General features: G+C 62.1%; 21 protein-coding genes. 14 read left to right on the forward strand and 7 right to left on the reverse strand.

All coding sequences use genetic code 11. The annotated features are described in order from the left end of the window. Positions 1-45: 45 nt before the first annotated feature. Both BDD21_RS20035 and BDD21_RS20040 read right to left on the reverse strand, forming a co-directional pair. On the reverse strand, positions 46-633 hold the full coding sequence (locus BDD21_RS20035) for an RES family NAD+ phosphorylase (protein WP_245969706.1): 588 nt from the start codon (positions 631-633) through the stop codon (positions 46-48). A gap of 94 nt (positions 634-727) precedes the next feature. Next, complete coding sequence (locus BDD21_RS20040) at positions 728-1129, reverse strand: MbcA/ParS/Xre antitoxin family protein (protein ID WP_120798663.1); 402 nt, start codon at positions 1127-1129, stop codon at positions 728-730. A gap of 235 nt (positions 1130-1364) precedes the next feature. On the opposite strand from BDD21_RS20040, the gene BDD21_RS20045 reads away from it, so the two are divergent. Then, the gene (locus tag BDD21_RS20045; RefSeq protein WP_120798664.1) at positions 1365-1751 is read left to right on the forward strand and encodes a hypothetical protein; all 387 of its coding nucleotides are present in this window, start codon (positions 1365-1367) and stop codon (positions 1749-1751) included. 94 nt (positions 1752-1845) lie between these two features. Here BDD21_RS20045 and BDD21_RS20050 read toward each other — a convergent pair whose 3' ends face one another. The 3 genes from BDD21_RS20050 to BDD21_RS20060 all read right to left on the reverse strand — a co-directional run bounded on the left by BDD21_RS20050 (position 1846) and on the right by BDD21_RS20060 (position 3857). Next, a complete protein-coding gene (locus BDD21_RS20050; protein ID WP_120798665.1) occupies positions 1846-2457 on the reverse strand; it encodes an NAD(P)-dependent oxidoreductase in 612 nt (203 codons plus the stop codon). 103 nt (positions 2458-2560) lie between these two features. Next, positions 2561-2989 (reverse strand): iron chelate uptake ABC transporter family permease subunit, encoded by a 429-nt coding sequence (locus BDD21_RS20055; RefSeq protein WP_170164837.1) that lies wholly within the window; start codon positions 2987-2989, stop codon positions 2561-2563. Between the two features lie 343 nt (positions 2990-3332). Further along, a complete protein-coding gene (locus tag BDD21_RS20060) occupies positions 3333-3857 on the reverse strand; it encodes a nucleoside deaminase (RefSeq protein ID WP_281269162.1) in 525 nt (174 codons plus the stop codon). A 273-nt stretch (positions 3858-4130) separates the two neighbouring features. On the opposite strand from BDD21_RS20060, the gene mtnC reads away from it, so the two are divergent. Beyond that, positions 4131-4808 carry an acireductone synthase gene (gene mtnC / locus BDD21_RS20065; RefSeq protein WP_120798666.1) on the forward strand — a complete coding sequence of 226 codons (678 nt, stop codon included), beginning with the start codon at positions 4131-4133 and terminating at the stop codon, positions 4806-4808. A gap of 92 nt (positions 4809-4900) precedes the next feature. Further along, on the forward strand, positions 4901-8857 hold the full coding sequence (locus BDD21_RS20070) for a PAS domain S-box protein (protein WP_170164838.1): 3957 nt from the start codon (positions 4901-4903) through the stop codon (positions 8855-8857). A 123-nt stretch (positions 8858-8980) separates the two neighbouring features. On the opposite strand, the gene BDD21_RS20075 is transcribed toward BDD21_RS20070, so the two are convergent. After that, positions 8981-9337, reverse strand: coding sequence for a hypothetical protein (locus tag BDD21_RS20075; protein ID WP_120798668.1), 357 nt, complete (start codon positions 9335-9337; stop codon positions 8981-8983). A gap of 296 nt (positions 9338-9633) precedes the next feature. Between BDD21_RS20075 and BDD21_RS20080 the strand changes: the two genes are divergently transcribed. The 8 genes from BDD21_RS20080 to BDD21_RS28000 all read left to right on the forward strand — a co-directional run bounded on the left by BDD21_RS20080 (position 9634) and on the right by BDD21_RS28000 (position 16116). Next, complete coding sequence (locus BDD21_RS20080) at positions 9634-10521, forward strand: hypothetical protein (RefSeq protein WP_147431163.1); 888 nt, start codon at positions 9634-9636, stop codon at positions 10519-10521. Between the two features lie 458 nt (positions 10522-10979). Continuing rightward, positions 10980-11843 carry an adenylyl-sulfate reductase gene (locus tag BDD21_RS20085; RefSeq protein WP_211335112.1) on the forward strand — a complete coding sequence of 288 codons (864 nt, stop codon included), beginning with the start codon at positions 10980-10982 and terminating at the stop codon, positions 11841-11843. A gap of 39 nt (positions 11844-11882) precedes the next feature. Next, positions 11883-12365 carry an adenylyl-sulfate reductase subunit beta gene (gene aprB, locus BDD21_RS20090; protein ID WP_120798671.1) on the forward strand — a complete coding sequence of 161 codons (483 nt, stop codon included), beginning with the start codon at positions 11883-11885 and terminating at the stop codon, positions 12363-12365. Beyond that, positions 12365-14248, forward strand: coding sequence for an adenylyl-sulfate reductase subunit alpha (gene aprA, locus BDD21_RS20095; RefSeq protein WP_120798672.1), 1884 nt, complete (start codon positions 12365-12367; stop codon positions 14246-14248). Before aprB ends, aprA begins: the two co-directional genes overlap by 1 nt. A gap of 225 nt (positions 14249-14473) precedes the next feature. Then, positions 14474-14824 (forward strand): hypothetical protein, encoded by a 351-nt coding sequence (locus BDD21_RS20100; RefSeq protein WP_120798673.1) that lies wholly within the window; start codon positions 14474-14476, stop codon positions 14822-14824. Positions 14825-14829: 5 nt separating this feature from the next. Next, positions 14830-15339 carry an FKBP-type peptidyl-prolyl cis-trans isomerase gene (locus BDD21_RS20105; RefSeq protein WP_120798674.1) on the forward strand — a complete coding sequence of 170 codons (510 nt, stop codon included), beginning with the start codon at positions 14830-14832 and terminating at the stop codon, positions 15337-15339. A gap of 298 nt (positions 15340-15637) precedes the next feature. Continuing rightward, positions 15638-15958: a hypothetical protein gene (locus BDD21_RS20110; protein WP_120798675.1), complete on the forward strand. Its 321-nt coding sequence runs from the start codon at positions 15638-15640 to the stop codon at positions 15956-15958. After that, on the forward strand, positions 15955-16116 hold the full coding sequence (locus tag BDD21_RS28000; protein ID WP_170164839.1) for a hypothetical protein: 162 nt from the start codon (positions 15955-15957) through the stop codon (positions 16114-16116). The genes BDD21_RS20110 and BDD21_RS28000 overlap by 4 nt, the downstream gene beginning before the upstream one ends. Before the next feature lie 50 nt (positions 16117-16166). Here BDD21_RS28000 and BDD21_RS20115 read toward each other — a convergent pair whose 3' ends face one another. Further along, positions 16167-16664: an FKBP-type peptidyl-prolyl cis-trans isomerase gene (locus BDD21_RS20115; RefSeq protein WP_120798676.1), complete on the reverse strand. Its 498-nt coding sequence runs from the start codon at positions 16662-16664 to the stop codon at positions 16167-16169. Positions 16665-17186: 522 nt separating this feature from the next. Between BDD21_RS20115 and BDD21_RS20120 the strand changes: the two genes are divergently transcribed. The 3 genes from BDD21_RS20120 (at position 17187) to BDD21_RS20130 (ending at position 19620) form a co-directional block, all read left to right on the forward strand. After that, positions 17187-18053 carry a sterol desaturase family protein gene (locus BDD21_RS20120; RefSeq protein WP_245969707.1) on the forward strand — a complete coding sequence of 289 codons (867 nt, stop codon included), beginning with the start codon at positions 17187-17189 and terminating at the stop codon, positions 18051-18053. A gap of 294 nt (positions 18054-18347) precedes the next feature. After that, complete coding sequence (locus BDD21_RS20125) at positions 18348-19289, forward strand: PilZ domain-containing protein (RefSeq protein ID WP_120798677.1); 942 nt, start codon at positions 18348-18350, stop codon at positions 19287-19289. Continuing rightward, complete coding sequence (locus BDD21_RS20130; RefSeq protein WP_120798678.1) at positions 19279-19620, forward strand: STAS domain-containing protein; 342 nt, start codon at positions 19279-19281, stop codon at positions 19618-19620. The genes BDD21_RS20125 and BDD21_RS20130 overlap by 11 nt, the downstream gene beginning before the upstream one ends. Positions 19621-19664: the final 44 nt, after the last annotated feature.

Consider the following 19664-nt stretch of genomic DNA (forward strand, 5'->3'; position numbering starts at 1 on the left):
CATCGGTGAACTGAATGAAAGGCTCGACTGCGGATGAGGGAGCTGTCACGAGGACTGGATCAGTGTCTTGCGGTAGACCCTGACGATTCGGGTGCCGTCCCAGACATACGAGAGGTGGGGACCCTGCCGGGGGATGGTGACCGCGGGTGGGCGCAGCGCGGCGATGCACTCCCCTCCGGGGTCCCGCACGGACCGATAGACGATCCCCCAAGACCGCACCGCGCGCATCGCCAAGCCAAACGCTTGGGATGGCCGCCAATCGTCCGGGTCATGCAGATGGTCGTAGACCGCGCCCCGGACATCGTGCAGGGGCTTCGCCACTTCCCCCACGTACACCCGCATGTCGATCTCCCCGGCGTCCTCCCGTGTGTAGGCAAGAAACCGGGCGCGGTGGTACGTCGTTTCCTCGATGGCCGTGTGCAGGGTCTTGGCCGCGTAGTAAACGCCGAAGCTGCCGTCGCTGAATCGGCTGGCCACGCCGATATGCGTGAACGCGGCCATCACCGGCGTCGAGCCGGGACCACAAACACGGTCTTCGCGATCGACCAGTGCGATAGTTCCCACCTCGTCGCGCAAGCGCTCGTTGGTCAGCCCTTCGAGATAGTACAGCTCGTCCATCAGGTCCGGATCCACCAGCGTCTCGAAGAGGTTGATGGGCGGAAACTCCGAAGAGACGATGCGCTACTGGTGCGTCCAGTCCAGATCGCAACAGGGCGGACGCTGCGAATCAGAGTCCCCGCTGAGCATCCAGATACCGCCGCACATCCGCAAGATCGATCAGGCTCCCGCCGAGCATCCGCTCAAGCGCCGACTGCCCGTGAAACAGCGGCGCCATATTGGGCTTCTTCACCCATTCGTCGGCCGCACGCGGCGAAGGCAAGAGGATGTTCAGCGCCTTGGCGATACCCAGCAGGTAACTGATGCGATCCAGGACGTCCCGCCCAAGGCGCCGGGCCGTCTTCTGCGCCTTCCATTTGAAGAAGGTCGACTCCGGAGGATTGCCGAGCAAAATCCGCTCCTGAGCGGCCGTGAGCCCCCAACGTGCGGAAAGATTAAAAAATGCCTGTAGGGCGGCACTGGAGAGTCGCTCCGGATCGAAACCGGTTTGGGGATGCGGGAGTGCGCTCATCTCATATGCTCCAAATATGGAGTATTTCATCGTATACCCTAAAAGTAGAGCTTTCTGTCAGGGTTATCCAGACCTCTGGAGAACCCTATCGGCCAGAGCCTCGATCAAGTTCCTTGCACGCGCAGGATGAAGGGCATCGCGGCACAGGTGTCGGTGGCCGCTCTCCGCCGACTTGCACCGTTCGACGGTCTCGGGCAGCGTTGAAGACTTTCCGTGCAGCAAGATGGTTGGCCGCATGACCACGCTCTTCTCAATCATCGAATCCCCGAACCATCCACGCTTCGACGCGCTCTATCAGCGTCTCGGCGTCACGCAGGTCAAGCTCGCCTCGCAACGCAAAGCGCTGCAGGCACTCAAGTCCATGTCGCCGGACTGGATCGTGGCGGAGTTCTTCTACGGTTTCGGCAACAACTACGCCGGAGCCAATGTCAGCAACCTGGACGTCTTTCTGGCGGCCTTACGCAAACAGGCACCGTCGGCACGAACGATCGTGCTGGTCGGCAAGGAACAGGCGCAATACGTCCCGCGGCTGGCCGAGCGCTTCCGGATCCATGCCGTGCTGACCTTGCCGGTCACCGAGACCGAGCTCGAAGCGGTCCTGCAGAACACCCCGGAGCCTTAGCCGCGCTCGGGCATTCGGCTCGCGGTCCTTGCCGTGAATAGCCGCCTCGCCATCGGGCCGCCCCGCGTCGCCCTCGCGAACCGATCCGGCCGGCTCAGGTCACCGCCGGACATTGGTGCAGGTCGGTCGTGTCCGACAGCTGGCGCAGGACGAACTCGGCCACGTCCGCCCGGCTCACAAGTCCGGCCATCAGTGTGGGGTCAGTGCCGCTGCGATAGTCGCCGGTGCGCGTTCCGTCACCGAGCCCGCCGGGACGCACGATGGTCCAGTCCAGTCCGCTCGCCCGAATGAGGCGCTCCTGTTCCGTCTTGGCCGCGATGATGGGTTGCAACACCGTGTCCATGGCCCGCTGAAACTCCGCGCCGACCTGCTCGCGACTGTCCCCGACTCCGAGCGAGGTCACGGCGACGAGCCGACGCACGCCGTGGGTCTGCATGGCCTCAAGGATACGTTGCGTACCCTGCGCCTCGACCGGTTCGGCTCCGACTCCGGAGCCCAGCACGCAGATCACGGCATCTGCTCCCTGAACACAACGGCCGGTCGCCTCCTGATCGAGCACATCACCCTGGATGAGCGTCACCCCGCTGCGCGCCTCGATCTTGGTTGGATCACGCACCAGCGCCGTCACGGTGTGACCTGCCGCGAGGGCCTGTTCGAGAACCTGCCGACCGGTCCCGCCGGTGGCGCCAAAGAGTGCGATCTGCATAAGCGGATGTCCTCGAGGGATGTGGTTGATCGAGACGGTCACCGAACCCGGCCATCCCGGTGACCCGGAGCATGATACCCCGCTCACCAAGGGTCCTGCGCCACTACGTCGATCCGCACGGGACCATGACAGCGTAACCGAGGAGGAACGCCTCGAAGACGCTCACCTGCACCGGCCGGATCATCTGCGGGAGGTAGGCGACCAGCCGGGCGCGACGCGCGCGACTCAGGTGCGGGAGGTCGGCGCCGTCGAGTCGAATCCGGCCCGATTGCAGGGGCAGAATGCCGGCGACGAGCTTGAGCAGTGTCGACTTGCCGACCCCGTTCGGCCCGAGCACGGCGGTCAGGGCCTGCGCCGCAAGCCCGGACAAGACCCGCGAGCCCGGATAGAGGGTCCCCGCGAGGCCGAGCGCGGCACCGGCCAGCAACGCCGCTGCGACGCGCGGGAGACGGATGTTCCAGACGATCCGGGTGCCGATCCCGTCCTGAGCGGGACCGGCGAGCAGACGCATAGGGCTTGAGGGTGAGTACACTGTCGGCAACCGGCACTGTGCCGATGCCGAGCAGATCGCGATTTTCGGTTTGGCTGAAGTAGAAGTTGTAGTAGTCCCGATCCAGCGCCGGATCGCCCGTAAAACGGGTGTTGTAGTTGGACCGAGTAGACCAGCGGTGCGACGACCTCGACCGTCTCCAGTTGCACCGCCTCCTCGGAATGGCCGATCGTCGGCAGACCAGCCGCCACGGCGAGCGACAGGCCCAAAGGTTTCGCGTCCCGCATCCTCTTGCACTCGGATCAACCTGGATGGCGCGAATATTAATAAGCATAATATCGTATTACCACCCACGATCCCGAAACCTTCGTCGGCGCTCACGGTTTCAGTAGTGCATCCGATCCGGATTGGCGGCATAGGTCTCGAGGATCTCCAACGCCTCCTCGCGAAGCAACGCAATCTCGGGAATTGCACGCTGCTCCGCCGGCCTTGCAAGCTGCTCGTGGATGAAATGGTCATCGAAGCCGATGCGCGCCGCGTCGTGGATGCTGAACCCATAGAACACGCGCTCGATCCGCGCCCAGTAGATTGCACCGAGGCACATCGGGCAGGGCTGACCGCTGGTGTAAAGCGCGCACCCATCCAGGCTGCTGTTTCCAATCTGCCGGCAGGCATCGCGGATCGCGACCATCTCGCCATGCGCTGTCGGATCTCGGGTGGCGATGACCCGATTCCAGCCCTCCCCGATGATGCGCCCGTCACGCACGATCACGGCACCGAAAGGTCCGCCGTCGCCCGCTGCCGAGCCCCGACGGGCCAACGTGATGGCGCGTCGCATGAAGTGTTCATGATCGGGCCAGGCATCGGTCTCGCCGACGCCGCGACCCGAAGACTCGGACTGCACGCTCATATCAACCCCCATCGGATTGTGGCTGCCAGAGCCGCTCCGTCGTGATTTCCCGGCACAGCGACATGATGGCCGCGTTCTGCTCTCCGTGGATCCGATCGTTCATGCTCCCTTCCTCTGTGCGCTTCCAGACAGCGTTCTGCCGACATCACCCGTACACTCAATCATCATCACAAGACCGGTCTCCCGAGCGCGCGCGAAGGTTTCCAACCACGCCGGACGTGGCGTTACACTCGGGCCTTCGGCGTGAATCTCCACCGATAGGATGAAGCAGACATGATGCCTGTCGAGGCCGTGGTGCTGGATATCGAGGGTACGACCACGTCGATCGCGTTCGCGACCGACATGTTGTACCCCTACGCCCGGGAGCGCCTGCCCAACTATATCCGCCAACACCGCAGCGAGCCCGAAGTGGCGGCGATCATGGACGAGGCGCGCGAGGCGGGCGGCGTGTGGAACGACGAGGCGGTGGTGGTGCGCATGTGCCATTGGATGGAGCGGGACCAGAAGGTCACGCCGCTGAAGACCCTGCAGGGGCTGATCTGGGAGGAGGGATACCGCAACGGCGAGCTGGTGACGCCCCTTTATGCGGACGTGGCCCCGGCGCTGCGGAACTGGCACGCGAGTGGGTTACAGCTCTACATCTACTCATCGGGATCGGTGCACGCGCAGCGGCTGATCTATGGCCACACCGTCGCCGGCGACCTGACGCAGCTGTTGTCCGGCTATTTCGACACCCGCACCGGACCCAAACGGGAGGTCGGCTCCTACCGACGCATCGCCGAGGTCATCGGCGTCCCTACTCGGCGCATCCTGTTCCTGTCGGACGTGCGCGAAGAGCTCGACGCCGCCCGCGAAGCGGGGTGGCAAACGGTCTGGATGGTGCGCGAGGGGCTCGCGGGACCGGCCGCCGCCCACCGGCGAGCCACGCGCTTCGACCGGATTCCGCTGTGACGAATCAACCCACTGTTCGCTGGACGACCGTCGCCGGGTCCGGACAGGTCCTCCGGCGTGATCGTTAAGGGCATGAAGACATGAGAAGGCCCGTGCCGATTCGCCAGGCGGTCATGTTGCTCCTGATCGCGGCGTCGGCGGGGCCGTTCCCGGCCCCGGCCCAGGCCATCGATGCCTCCCGCGCACCGCCGCGCTTTCTCGGCAACGACTCGATCCTGCCCTATATCCGGGTCGAGGATGGCCAGCCGAGCGGTCTGCGGGTCGATCTCACCCGTGCGCCGGTCCAGGGCGTCTCCCTGGTCGAGCCGGCCAAGGAAGTCCTTTACGTGAGCCGGGAACCAGGGAACCGCCTGATCCTGATGGGGGCTGGGTCCATCATCCTGCTCCTCGTAGCCTCTACCGTCATCGCCCTGGCTCAAGTGTTCAAACTCAGGAAGGCGAACCGCCTGTTGGCCGAGCGCGAGCGGGCCCTGGTGCCCATCCAGGCGCTGCGCGAGAGCGAGGCACGCTTGCAGCTGGGCCTGCGAGTCGCCGGCCTGGGGCTGGCTGAGATCGACTACGCAACCGGCACCTGTCACCTCACGGCCAAGGCCGCCCAACTGTTCGGGCTGGGCAAGGACGCGCTGTCCGTCACGCGCGAGACGGTGCACGCCACCTTCCATCCGGAGGATCGCGGGCACCTGCTGGCCCTGATCGCGGAGTGCTTGGACCCGAGCGGGCCAGGCTTCTTCGACCTGGATCACCGCGTGGTCCTGCCCGGCGGCCGGATTCGCTGGCTGCGTGTGCGCAAGCAAGTGATCTTCGATGACGAGGAGCCGGCACGCGCCATGCTGGCGGCCCTCGATGTCACTCCAGAGCATGCCGCGGCCGACGTCTTACGCGACGGCGAGCGGTTCAAACAGGCCGTGCTTGACGCGATGCCCAGCGAGGTGGCGGTGCTCGACCGGGATGGAGTGATCGTCTCGGTCAACGCACCTTGGCGGCACTTCGCTCTAAAGAACGGTCCGCGGCCCGGCGAGCCCGCACCTCGCACCGGTATCGGTACCAATTATCTCGAGATTTGCGCCACCGCCCGCGGCGACTCCGCTGAAGGCGCGAACCGCACGGCGGCAGGCATCCGGGCCGTCATGGCCGGCGAGGCCGATCAGTTCCGCGTTGACTACCCCTGCCACAGCCGGGACCAGCAGTTCTGGTACACCCTGACTGTCAGCCCCTTGCAGCGCCGGGACGGCAGCGTGGTGCTGGTGCATACCGACATCAGCGAGCGGAAGCGCTCCGAGCAGGCGTTGCGCCGGAGCGAGCGGCGCTACCGCACCCTGATCGAGGCGACCAGCGCCGTCACCTGGTCCTGTCCGCCGTCGGGGCTGCAGGTCGAGCCGCAGCCGGACTGGATGGCTTTCACCGGCCAGAGCGCCGAGGACATGCTCGGGGCGGGCTGGACGGGCGCGGTACATCCTCAAGACCGTGCAACGGCGGCGCGGGGCTGGACGGATGCGGTGAGGCGTGGCGAACCGTTCGCGAACGAGCAACGCATTCGCCGCCATGACGGCGAATGGCGCTGGATGAGCGTGCATGCGGCGCCGATCTGCGATTGCGACGGACAGGTGGTCGAGTGGATCGGCATGAATCTGGATGTGACCGAGCGCAAGACTGCCGAGGAGGCGCTCAAGCGCGAGCGCGTCCTCCTGCAGGGCATCTTCGACTCCATCCCCGTGCTCCTGGTGCTCTGGGATCCGCGCCTCAAGCGCTTCAGGCTGAACCGTCAGGCCGAGACGGTCCTGGGCTGGTCAAGCGCAGAAGCGAACGAGGGTGACTTCATGGTCAGGGTCTATCCGGACCCGGGCTATCGCGCCGAGGTCTCCGTCTATATGCAGTCGCTGCGGCCCAGCTTCCACGAGTGGCGCTGCATGACCAAGGGCGGGGAGGAGGTGCCCATCGAGTGGGCCAACGTGCGTCTGCGTGACGACACGGCGATCGGGATCGGCGTCGATCTGCGCCCCCGCAAACAGGCCGAGGCGGCGCTGCGGGCGAGCGAGACGAAGTACCGCACCCTGTTCGAGAACATGGCCGAGGAGGTGCACTTCTGGCAGGTCGTCCGGGACGACTCCGGCGCTATCGAGACCTGGCGTCTGATCGACGTCAATCCCCCGGCCCTCGCGAGCTGGGGGCGGCCGACGGCCGAGGAAATCAGGGGCAAGACCACCGACGAGATCTTTGGTCCCGGCGCGACGGCGCATCACCTACCCGTAGTCCGCCAGATCATGCGCGACGGCGTGCCGCACTCCTTCGAGGACTATTTCCCGCATCTGGACAAGTACTTCCGCTTGACGAGCGTCCCGCTCGGGGAGCAGTTCATCACCACCGGTGCGGACATCACCGCCATCAAACGTGCCGAGCGGGCGCTGCTGCACTCCCGCGAGGGCTTGAGTCGGCTGGCCGAGGCTTCACTCGCGGTCATGGCCAAGACCGATCTCGGGGCGATGCTGGAGGCCATCGCCGAGGCCGCGCTTACGCTCACAGGCGCGCGGCTCGCCATCTGCGGCTACGGCCTCGGTGAGGCCCACATCCTGGTCGAACGCGCGGCGCGCAGTGCGGATGCACCAGCCTGTCCGCCGGGGGTGATGTTCCGACCCGACCCGGGCGGCGTTCACCTATCCCTGCTCGAGGGAGCCGTGTCGCTGCGGCTCTCCGACCGGGAGCTGCACGCACATCCCCGGTGGCAGGAGCTTCCGCAGGGGCATGCGCCCTTGCGCGGACTGCTCGGTGTCCCTCTGTCGGCACGCAACGGCGCGCCGAGCGGGGTGATCTTGGTCACCGACAAGGTGCAGGGGAACTTCGAGGCCGAGGACGAGGCGCTGCTGGGGCAGCTCGCCACCGTGGCCTCGCTGGCGCTGCAGCACGTCGAGGCGCGCCTCGCGCTCGAGGAGGCCGACCGGCGCAAGGACCGGTTCATCGCCATGCTCGGGCACGAGCTGCGCAATCCACTCGCCCCGATTCGCAACAGTCTGGCGATCCTCGAGCTGACGCCGCCGGGCGGCGAGCTATGCCGGCAGGCGCAGTCGATGATCGACAGGCAGGTCAGACACCTCACCCGTCTGGTCGACGACCTGCTCGACATCACCCGAATCGCGCGCGGAAAGATCACACTTCAGCGCGAGCCGTTGGAGCTCTGCGCGCTGCTCAGGTGCGCGGTGGACGACTATCGCGACGTCCTCGCCGAGAGCCGGATCGCCCTTGAGCTCAGGCTTCCCGAGGAGGCGCTGTGGATGAGCGCCGACCGCACCCGCCTCGTTCAGGTGATCGGCAACCTGCTCAGCAACGCCGGGAAGTTCACGCCGCCCGGAGGTCGGATCCAGGTCTCGCTCGCGCAGGACCGGGCGCTCGGGCAGGCGATCCTGAAGGTGTGCGACACCGGCATCGGGATCGCGCCGGAGATGCTGCCGCGGGTCTTCGAGCCCTTCGTGCAGGCCGACACCACGCTCGAGCGCAGCCGCGGCGGACTCGGTCTGGGACTCGCCACGGTGAAGGGGCTCATCGAGATGCACGGGGGCCGCGTGCAGGTGGCGAGCGCGGGACTCGGTTCGGGCACCGAGCTGACGCTGCAGCTCCCCCTTGAGGGGGCCGCGCGTCCTGCAGAGACGTCAACCGAGAGACGCGCTCCGAACGGTGCGCGGCGGCACATCCTCGTCATCGAGGACAACCCCGATGCCGCCGAGAGCCTGCGCCTGCTGCTCGCGCTCGCCGGCCACCGCGTCGAGCTCGCCTGCTCAGGCCCCGAGGGGCTCGAGAAGGCCCGGGCACTCGGCCCGGACCTGATCCTCTGCGATATCGGCCTGCCCGGGATGGACGGCTATGCGGTCGCGCGCACGTTGCGCCTGGACCCTACGCGCCGGGCCGCGACGCTCGTGGCCCTCTCTGGTTACGCGGCGCCGGAAGACGTCGCCAAGGCCGTCGCAGCAGGATTCGACGCCCACCTCGCCAAGCCACTGAGCCTGGAGAAGCTCGAAGCACTGCTCGGGGATGACACCCGAGGCGGAGGCGTCTCGTGAAGAGCGGGCAGGTGACCCGCGCCGTTTCGACCTCCTGCAGGCCGCAACGCCGGTGGATTGTCAGGGGTCCGCCCCGCACGATTGCACCATCATCTCCACCATCTCAAACACCTGCAGGCTTGATCAACCACCTGCAGGCTTGACGCGTACGGCGGGTTTATCGTCGTCCGGGGGGCCGGCCAGCGGCGAGCCGGCTTTCCAGGTCAGCAGGCGATAAGCACCGTCGGACGTCGGACGCAACAGGCCGACCCAGCCTTTCCCCCAATCGATGCGGGCGGATCCGTCCTCTTGCGTCCAAGTTCCGCTGCTGCGGTAGTCGCCGATCTGCTCGGTGGCGATGCCGCCCGGCAGGAGCCCGATGACGATCGGGGTATCGGGTCGCGACAGACTGGGCGCGGACCAGATTCCCTCCAGCGCCTCGTCGGCAGCCACGACAGCGGTAAGGAGCAGCAACAGGAAGGCAAGAACAGGACGCGACATCGGACACCTCGAGGATGGGGATGCGGAAACGGCCCGGCAGAGACGAATGCACGACATGTGCAACCACGCCCTGGACCAGTCTCCCTGAGTCACCCTTAGGGTAGCAAAATCCACGCGATCGCCTACACAAGGCGCATTCCGGAAACTGTCTTCCCATCGTCGGCGCAACCACGGGTATGGAATCTTCCGGAAATCGCCTAATATCAGACGCAGAGATGCAGCATGGCCTCCATCGGGCCAACCACACGCCGCGTCGATCGTTTTTCTCTCCTTTGAGCCCCTCACATTTGCCGTAGATGATCAAAGCTCACTCTCAACGCGTGTTGCAGCCGTACTCGGCTCAAGTGCAAATCGCTGAATCCGATCATGCGCGAGCACTTTCGATGGATGGCGATGTGTGGGAGTTTCAGTTTATCTATGCAAACAATCGCAGCGCGAAAGCGAGCGTCGGTCGACAGCAAGGCCGCTTTATCAGGGCTGCGCACATCAGGCATTGCGATCTCAAACGGGTGATCGAAAATCCTGTCACGGAAGATGGCCGCGTGGACCAACGCATACTGGAGTTGGCGACGTTTCTGATCGGAGCACGACTGCCCTTCGAGGCCGCCGATCGCTATGAGTACTGGCTCCTTGATCCTAAAGACTGTTCGCCGCTCGCTTTGATCTTCTCGTGTGTCGACTCCTCGGAGATGGCGTCGTTTCCGAAACTCACTGATTGGGCCGCGCTCCCGGCCGCCGTGATGCCGATCGAAACGAGTGAGGCGGAGCGCAGCAGCTCATATGGGCCCGTGAACTACCGGTTGGAACGATGTGTCGCAGAACGGGCGGGTACCAAACCGAGAGCGCAATGGTTCACCCGGAGGTACAACGAGAGCGAGGATTTCCCCCCTTTCTTAGTCCGCGAGGACTGGGAAAACGACGAACATCGGGATCTTTGTCGCCGTTATCTGCATCGACAAGCCCCCCGTTTGCTGATGCTGCATGGAGTCATTCCTGAGGAACGGCGCAGAATGGAGTTGGCGGCACGGGCGAACGCGCTGGACGTGGCGCGCTTCTATCCGCTTTATCCGGAAATCGCCGATAACGACGTGATGGATAAGATCCGCATCGAAGCTCGGCTTCGGTTGGCCGCAGGGGAGACATCCTATGCGATGGGACGCCGGGATGGTGTTCTGTACCAGTGATACGGTTGCCTCCGAAATCTCCACGTTGCACTGCAGCATCGGCAAGACGCCGATGCGCGCATATCATGAATTGCGCTGAGCGTCAAGGCTGTAGATATCCCAAACAGGTCTTTCACCTGCGGCCCGGTTAACGCAAGGCGGCAAGCAGGGCAACGCGAACAAATCGCAAAAAGCCTTTAAAAAACAAAACATCAAGAGCGCGTGCGATATCGCAGCTCGCGCCAGCCTCATAAGAATCAGTTATGAGCGCCGAAAATGTCTGAGTCGCGTAGCATGTGCTGAAACGCTTATACTCTGAAGACCATGTCGCGGAAGGCGTCGCAACGGAGCCGATTTTCCGATGGGGCGGTTGGATGTCCGTTCCTTCGGCGTAGCCAGTCGACCTGATGCGGGGGCGGATCGGGTCACCGTTTCCTCGAGGTAGCCGAGGTCCATTCATAATTTGGAGTCACCATCCAATGATCGCAAGTAATCCTTTCGCGATTTTGTCCGAGAGCCTTTCACTTGATCCAGGCGTCATGCAAGCGTACGTCGTTCTGATGGTCCTTCTGGTCATCGGCGGCACACTGCTCGACGTTGTCCATAAGAAGAGTGCCAAGTACTTTTTCGAGAAGGGGCAGTCGCTGAAGAAGATCGCCAAGCGCGAGGTCGGCGGTGGAGAGAAGATCGGCATCGCCATGAGTACGGTGGCGAATGAGGTGTTGACCTCGAGCGAGTTCAAGAATCAAGACCGGCGTATCTCGCACCTGTTCACCATGTATGGCTTCGTCTTCTTCGTGATCACCACGGCCGTGATGATCTTCGGCCTGCCCGTCGCCGCAGGCGAGGGCTCGGGCCTGACGCCTCTACTGTGGCATCTGGGCGCCCTGTCGATCTGCATCGGCGGCTACTGGTTCTGGTTCAAGATCCGCGTCGATGTGCGCTCCGAGGGTAACGCGTGGCACAACGTGCACCAGTCCGACATCTTCATTGTCTCCCTCTTGCTGATGGCGACCTTTGCGCTGATCTGGTCCTTCCTGCAGGCGGTCGCAGGCGCGACTGCGGTGCTGAGCGTCCTCGCATTCATCGTCTTCATCGTCGCGGCTACCACGCTGTTCAGCACCATCCTGTGGTCGAAGTTCGCACACATGTTCTTCAAGCCCGCGGCGGCGTTCCAAAAGAAGGTGGCGGTTGCGGACGGATCCCGCGACAAGCTGCCCGAGATTCCCGATCTGTCGAGCGCCGAGTGCAAAGAGCGCTACCCGGACATCCCGGAGTATATGGGCGCGAATCCGCCGAACATGGGGCTCGGCATCAAGCGCGAAGCTCCGGCCCACTATTGATCTCGAGCTGCGAGCTCTAGCCACGAAGAGGAAACGAATATGCCAACCTTCGTCTACATGACGCGCTGTGACGGTTGCGGCCAATGTGTCGACATCTGCCCCTCGGATATCATGCACATCGATCCGGTGGTGCGCCGCGCTTACAACATCGAGCCCAACATGTGCTGGGAGTGCTACTCCTGCGTGAAGGCGTGTCCGCACAACGCCATCGACGTCCGCGGCTACGCGGATTTTGCCCCGCTCGGCCACTCGGTCCGGGTCCAACGCGACGAGGAGAAGGGTGTCATCGCCTGGCGGATCATCTTCCGCAATGGCGAAAAGGACATGAATCTCCTGGCCCCGATCACGACGAAGCCTTGGGGCAAGCACATTCCGCAGTTGGCGGACGTTCCGTCTCCCAGTCAGGACATGCGCGACAGCGAGCTTCTGTTCAACGAGCCGAAATACATCCGATTCGATGACGGTGGTCTGCACACGCTCGAGAAGGCCGGGCTCCAACTGAAAGTAGGGGTGTACGAATAATGGCTTACAAGACAGTCGTTGAGGACGGCATCGACGTCCTGGTGTGCGGTGCAGGACTGGGCGGCACAGGTGCTGCGTTCGAGGCCCGCTACTGGGGTAAAGATAAAAAGATCGTGGTTGCCGAGAAGGCGAACATCGATCGCTCCGGCGCGGTGGCCCAGGGTCTGTATGCCATCAACTGCTACATGGGCACCCGGTTCGGCGAGAATAACCCGGAAGACCATGTTCGCTACGCGCGCATCGACCTGATGGGCATGGTCCGCGAGGACCTCCTGTTCGATATGGCGCGCCACGTGGACTCGACGGTGCACCAGTTCGAGGAATGGGGCCTGCCGTTGATGCGCAACCCGAAGACGGGTGCGTATCAGCGCGAAGGGCGCTGGCAGATCATGATTCATGGCGAGTCGTACAAGCCGATCGTCGCCGAGGCGGCCAAGAAGTCCGCTGACCAGGTCTTCAACCGGGTCTGCATCACCCATCTGTTGATGGACGAAGCCAAGGAAAACCGCGTTGCCGGCGCCGTCGGGTTCAACGTGCGCACCGGCAACTACCACGTCTTCAAGTCCAAGACGGTGGTCGTCGCGGCAGGCGGTGCCTCCAACATCTTCAAGCCACGCTCCGTCGGCGAAGGTGCCGGCCGCGTGTGGTACGCACCTTGGTCGTCGGGCTCCGCCTATGGCCTGATGATCGGTGCCGGTGCAAAGATGACCCAGATGGAGAACAGGATCGTTCTCGCCCGCTTCAAGGACGGATACGGTCCGGTCGGTGCGTACTTCCTGCACCTGAAAACCTACACGCAAAACGGCATGGGCGAAGAGTACGAATCCAAGTGGTTCCCGGCCTTGGAGAAAATGGTCGGTAAGCGCTACCTGGATGTGGAGGCGTCGCACCTGTCGCATCGCCCGATTCCCACCTGTCTGCGGAATCACGCGTTCATCAACGAGGTGAACGCCGGCCGCGGTCCGATCCACATGGTGACCATGGAGGCGTTCCAGGATCCGCATCTCGAAGAGATCGGCTGGCACAACTTCTTGGGCATGACCGTCGGCCAGGCCGTATTGTGGGCAGCGACGGATGTCGACCCGAAGTATGAGAATCCGGAGCTGACGACCTCCGAGCCCTACGTGATGGGTTCGCATGCCACCGGGTGCGGCGCTTGGTGCTCAGGTCCCGAAGACATCTCCCCACCGGATTATTTCTGGGGCTACAACCGCATGACCACGGTGGAAGGTCTGTTCGGTGCGGGCGACGCTGTCGGTGGCACACCGCACGCCTTCTCGTCCGGTTCCTTCACCGAAGGCCGGCTCGCGGCCAAGGCGGCCTGCAAGTACATCGATGACGGGAAGGGCGAGGGCATCCGCGTCTCCGACGAGCAGATCAATCGTCGCAAGGAAGAGATCTACAAGCCGATGGAGCACTACAAGGTCTATCGGAACGAGATCACCGCCGGTTCGGTCAACCCGCACTACATCAACCCGCGTCAGGGTCTGGATCGTCTGCAGAAGCTGATGGACGAGTATTGCGGCGGGGTCACGGTCAGCTACATGACCAACGAGAAGCTGCTGAATATCGGGCTTAAAAAGCTCAAGCTTCTGGAAGAGGACCTTGAAAAGATTGCCGCGGAGAATATCCACGAGCTGCTGCGGGCCTGGGAGCTGAAGCATCGTCACCTCACCTCCGAGGCGGTCATGCATCACACGCTGTTCCGAAAGGAAACCCGCTGGCCCGGATACTACTATCGCGGTGACGTGATGAAGGTGGATGACGAGAACTGGCATGTGCTCACGGTCTCCCGTCGGGATCCCGAGACCGGCGAGTACACCATGGAGAAGGCGCCGTTGTACCACTTGATCGATGACAAGCCAGAGGCGAAGGCTGCGTAAGCCTTTGCGAAGAAAGCCGGGGCCTCGGGAATCGGGGCCTCGGACGTCTTCTCGCGGTTTTCCCATGCGTGTTGGACGAGTGCCGGGCGAAGCGTCATGTGCGCTTGCGTCGTTGCCAAAGATTAGGTATGGCGTTTATCGAGAGGGTTGCATCGCTGTAAAGCCAGCGGTTTCAGCTCGAGTTCGTCACAAGATTGCCAAGACGTACACCGATGGCGATGCGAAATGAATATCAACGATAAGTCCGACGAGGAAATCCTCGAGATCGCCCATCCGATGTGGGACGAGTTGGTGCAGTACTCCAACAAAGGTCAATACGGCAAGTTCATCAGGAAGTTCTCCTATGAGCTGCTGCTCGGTTTAAATGAGGTCGAGCTTGGTAAGCAGTTCGCGCATAGCGAATTGTCGCGGAACCTGGTCGAAGAGCGAGACTTCCTTGGGCTCATTCGGCGTGGCGAGCATGTGACCGTTCTCTATCGTATGCGCAGTACGACGAAGGAGGGGGAGTGGCTGGGAAGAATGGTTCTCGGCTATGAGAAAGGTGAGGTCCGTATCTTCGCCGTGTCGATTTTCTGAGCATCATGGCAGACACCATCCAGCACAATAAGTACGTCGAGCTCAAATATCGCGTGGTCGACGCCAAGACCCGCCATGTATTGACGGCTGTGGATTTTCCGTTGGGCTATGTCCATGGCGTGAACGACGTGCTGTCCTCTCAAGTCATGGCCGAGCTCGAGGGAAAAGCGGTCGGTGATACGCTATCGGTCGCGCTGGACTGCAACACCTTGTTCGGTGCGCGGGATGAGTCTCTGGTCGTGACCGACCTCGTCGAGAACGTTCCTGAAGAGTACCGAGAGGTCGGCACCAGTATTCTGATGGAAAACGACCGGGGCGAGACGAAGACCTTCCTGGTTACGAGGGTCGATGATAAGACGTTGACGATTGATGGAAATAATCCCTTGTGTGGCCGAGACGTCGTCTTTGAGCTTGAGATATTGACTGTTCGAGATGCGACGGAGGCCGAGATGGCGGCCGGCGGTAAGGTCGAAAAGCCGCCGGCGCTGACGGGTGTAAAGCAAGTACCCTTTTAGCGACGCGTCAGAAACACGTTGAACAACGACAACGGGAACAGTGCTCAACCGCGTCCAGAGCGTGATGCTCACTTTCGAGTGAGTTCGACGTTTGGTCCATCCACGACCCTTTGCGGGGACGCGATTTAGAATTGTACATTTTTTAATTCTTTGAACCGCGCCGGCTCCGACAATGATCGGACTTGGCGCGGCCAAGCTAATCCGACAAACTACGCATACCGTTCCGGGCGCGGTTTAGTTCCTCAGCGAATGATCAATAAAGACCTGAACAAGGGCTTCGGTCCTGGGTAATTAAAGAATGCAGCTGAATCTCGATCCGACACTATTTGATGAGCAGCAATTCATTCTAGTCCGCGCACTGGCGCAAGGTATCAGGGTTAAACTGCAGGAAGCGGGCTTGAGTGGTGAGCCGCTGGACGAGGCGACAGCAAGCATTGCGTTCAGTGTTGCCAGCATGATCGATGACACGTCGGCGATCGAAGTCGACGGGAAGGATGTCCATCCGTACTTGACATTCCGCACGGCGGATGACGAGTTGACTCACTGCGGTGAAAACGCATACACGCATGAGTTCGTGTATGAGGCCCTGCAAATCCTGTCCAGAGAAGGTGACGTATGAGCGAGCAATCGAAGAGCAGACCAAAGGTTCCGGAAGGCAAGGTGCGCTTCCATAAGACCAAGCAAATGGAGCCCAATGAGAAGGGTTTTGTCGGATATGAAACCCTGTGGGACTCTTTGCAGAAAGAGGTCGAGTATAAGACCCCGAAGCGGCCCTGATCTCCAGTGGGGCAGGATGCCCCGCTGTTTCGATTGTCCAAGCCTCTGAATCAACTCTCGGGGTTTGCCTCGACGTTTCCTCCGCGCTCTTTTTCTTCCGCCGTTGCATCGCGGACCAACAGGACTTTCACCTGGTAGATAACCTCCCTGCCACAGAGCGGGTTGTTGCCGTCGAAGGTGATCTTGTCTCCTTCTATCTTGGTCACCAGAAAACTCTTCATTTGGCCGAGAGTGTTCTCCATCAGGATCCGGGTGCCGACCTGGCGATACTCGCGCGGCACGACGGCGACCTTTTCAGTGATCACCAGTGACTCGTCTCTCGGACCGTACACCTCATTGCAGTCGACAAGCAGGTCGACCCGTTGGCCTTGCGCCTTGCCTTCAAGCTCTCGGGTGATCGCCGGTGCCAATATCTCATTCACGCCGTGAACGTAGTTGAGGGGGCGCGAGATTTCGGTCAGAACATCGCCGGTCTTACTGTCGCGCACGAGATAGGTGAGCTCGACATAGGTGCCGTCGGCAATGGTGTTTGTGCTGGTTTCGGTCATAGATGTCCGGGGAAGTGTACAGGTTGGGAAGGATAAGGTGATTTCCGGAAAAGGATCTACCGGAAGCGCCGCAACCAGGAAAAGTGGTCGAACGCTCTACTCGTTGTCGTTGTCGTTGTCGTCATCGGATTCCGGACGAACACGACAACGATAACGACAACGACAACGATAACGATAACGACAACATTAAGGTATCAGGGTTGAAAGCAAAGATCCCATGCTGCTGCGTGGCAGCGGGGCGTAAGCACCCCTCAATGCGGGACGGATGGAGTCGATTCAACTGCATCCGACAACCCTCGCCGGGACCTCTCGCAATGCCGCGAGGATCCTGTTCAGTTCGGCGTCAAGGGCGGAAAGTCCTGCAGGACCTCGGTGCCCGTCTCCCGCGATGCCCCATGGGCGAGACCGGGGAAAATTGTTGACTCCGTAAGCGAAAAACATTCAACGCATCGGTTTATAGTTGACGGACGATCTGCGAATATCGGTTTCACTAGGCCATCCCGGCAGTCGGAGGCACATCTCTTGGACAGCTTTATCCAGACCCACGAGGCGACGATCCGCCTCGTCTTTTTCTTCGGCATCTTTGCGCTCATGGCGATTTGGGAGGTTCGCGCGCCGCGCCGTGAGCGCACCTTGACCCGACTGCAACGCTGGACCAGCAACCTCGGTCTGGTCGCCTTGAATACGGTCGTGCTGCGTATCCTGTTTCCCGCTGCGGCGGTCGGGATGGCGCTCTTTACGAGTGCGCAAGGGTGGGGGCTGCTCAACGCGATCGCGCTGCCGGGCTGGCTCGCGGTGCTCATTGCCGTGGTGGTGCTCGACTTCGTCATCTGGGTGCAGCACGTGCTGTTTCACGCCGTGCCTGCGCTGTGGCGGCTGCATCGCGTTCATCATGCCGACCTGGACTACGACCTGACCACAGGCGCTCGCTTTCACCCGATCGAGATCGTGCTCTCGATGCTGATCAAGTTCGCGACCATCGCCGCGCTCGGCCCGCCGGTGGTGGCCGTCATCCTCTTCGAGGTCATCCTCAACGGCATGGCCATGTTCAATCATGCCAATGTGCGCCTGCCTCTCGGCGTCGATCGCGCCCTGCGTTGGTTCGTGGTCACACCCGATATGCACCGCGTCCATCACTCGATCGAGGACGACGAGACCAATTCCAACTTCGGCTTCAACCTGTCCTGGTGGGATCGGTTGCTCGGCACCTACCGGGACCAGCCGCGGGCCGGCCACGAGGGCATGACCATCGGGATCCGCGACCACCGCGATCCGCGCCGGGTCGATCGGCTCGACGGGATGCTGGTGCTGCCCTTCATCGGACAGGTGACCGATTACGCGATCAATCGACGGAGCTGGGAGGATCATCCGCCGGATCCGCGGCCGTGAACAGACCGCTCCCGCGGATGGTCTTCCCGGTGGCACGCGCGTCGACGACACTCGACGGGGCCTGGATAAACGCTGCAGCGCAAGTGGCTCGATCAGCGGCCGGCGTGAGCTGGCTCCATGATCCTGGTAGTATCGGCGCCCAACAGGTAGCGATGTGCGGCGGCGTCGCTGCCCCTCGGCCGGGCGTGCGGCCGACACTCCCTTGATCGCCTGAGGGGCCTCAATTGGCAGAGGGAGATCAGTCGTCGGAACTCCCGGCTCGCACTGACAACCGGCGACTGATCAGGACGCTCGATGATCCCGACCGGTTGGATGCGAGAAGCGGGTGTTAACGCGTGCACGGGCGGAGCCATGGCGACAACGGACGAGCAATCATCTTCCACGGATGACGGAGCGACACGACGGCGCGAAATCCGTCTGGGCATCAAAGGGTTGCGTCTGCCATTCCTCGGAACACGGTTGGAGACGCGCGGCATCTTTCCGTATGTGCTTCTCGATATCAGCACGCACGGTGCCCGGATCATTCTCCCGGACTGGGCGGTGCGGCGCGAGCTGCTGCATGCGGGTGAGCACATCGATTTTCATCTGCCCTTCATGTTGGATGGCGTGACCTACAATCAGGGGCGCGTCGCGTGGACGCAACGCGACGACATCCAGTATGGACAGGTGTGCGGCGTGGACATCGAGACACGATCGGCGCTCTACTATCCTGTGTTTCTCGAGCTTAAAGCCGGCAAGGTCGCCATCGATTTGCATGACATGCAGTCGAGTGAGCGACTGCTGTTGCGAATTCTCAAAGATACCATTCTCCTCAAGCGCGGCATTCTGATCTACTTCGGACATTTCAAGCCGATCGTTCAACGAATGATCCGCAGCGATCCGGAGCGCGCGGCTATGCTGCGGTCGTATCTGTTCGAAGACACCGAGTCGCGCGTGGAGCGGAATATCGCGGCTCTCGAGCGTCAACGCCTTGCGATCGAAGGTACGGACGATCTGCTCGGCGAGTTGGCGACGGTCCTAGACCTTGACGCGTTGCGTGTCCTGATGGAACCGGAGATCGAACCCATGGTATGGATCAGCACCTTCTCCGAGGGTCTGATGCGCGAATACTTGTCCGCGATCATGAGCTTGGAGGCCAAGATTTTTTATAATTTCAATACGATCGTGATGATCTATGCCGATGCACTAATGCGCTCGATCGGAGTCGACAGCATGGAGACCCATCATGGATCTTGAGTTGGAAGACGCCGGTGAACTTGTCATCATCCGACTGCCTTACCCACGCTTCACCCTCGCGCAGCGCGATGACTTCATGTCCGAGATGATTTCCATCATCAGCCGCGGATACCGATCCTTCATCCTCGATCTATCTGCGGTGACCTTCATCGATTCATCGGCCTTAAGCACCCTCATCTCGATGCTGAAAACCATCGGTCCGCGAAGCCGTATGGTGGTGTGCGGACTCAACGAGGCCGTCGAGTATGTCTTCCGGCTCACCAATCTGCATCGTGTCATCGAGATCCAACCGGATGTTGCCCATGCCCGGAAGGCGCTGCAATCTGACTGATCGGGCGCCGTGCGACGCCGGCGGTCGTGAACGGATCACGCCGT

Source organism: Thiocapsa rosea (assembly GCF_003634315.1).
In the GTDB taxonomy this organism is placed as follows: Bacteria; Pseudomonadota; Gammaproteobacteria; order Chromatiales; family Chromatiaceae; genus Thiocapsa; species Thiocapsa rosea.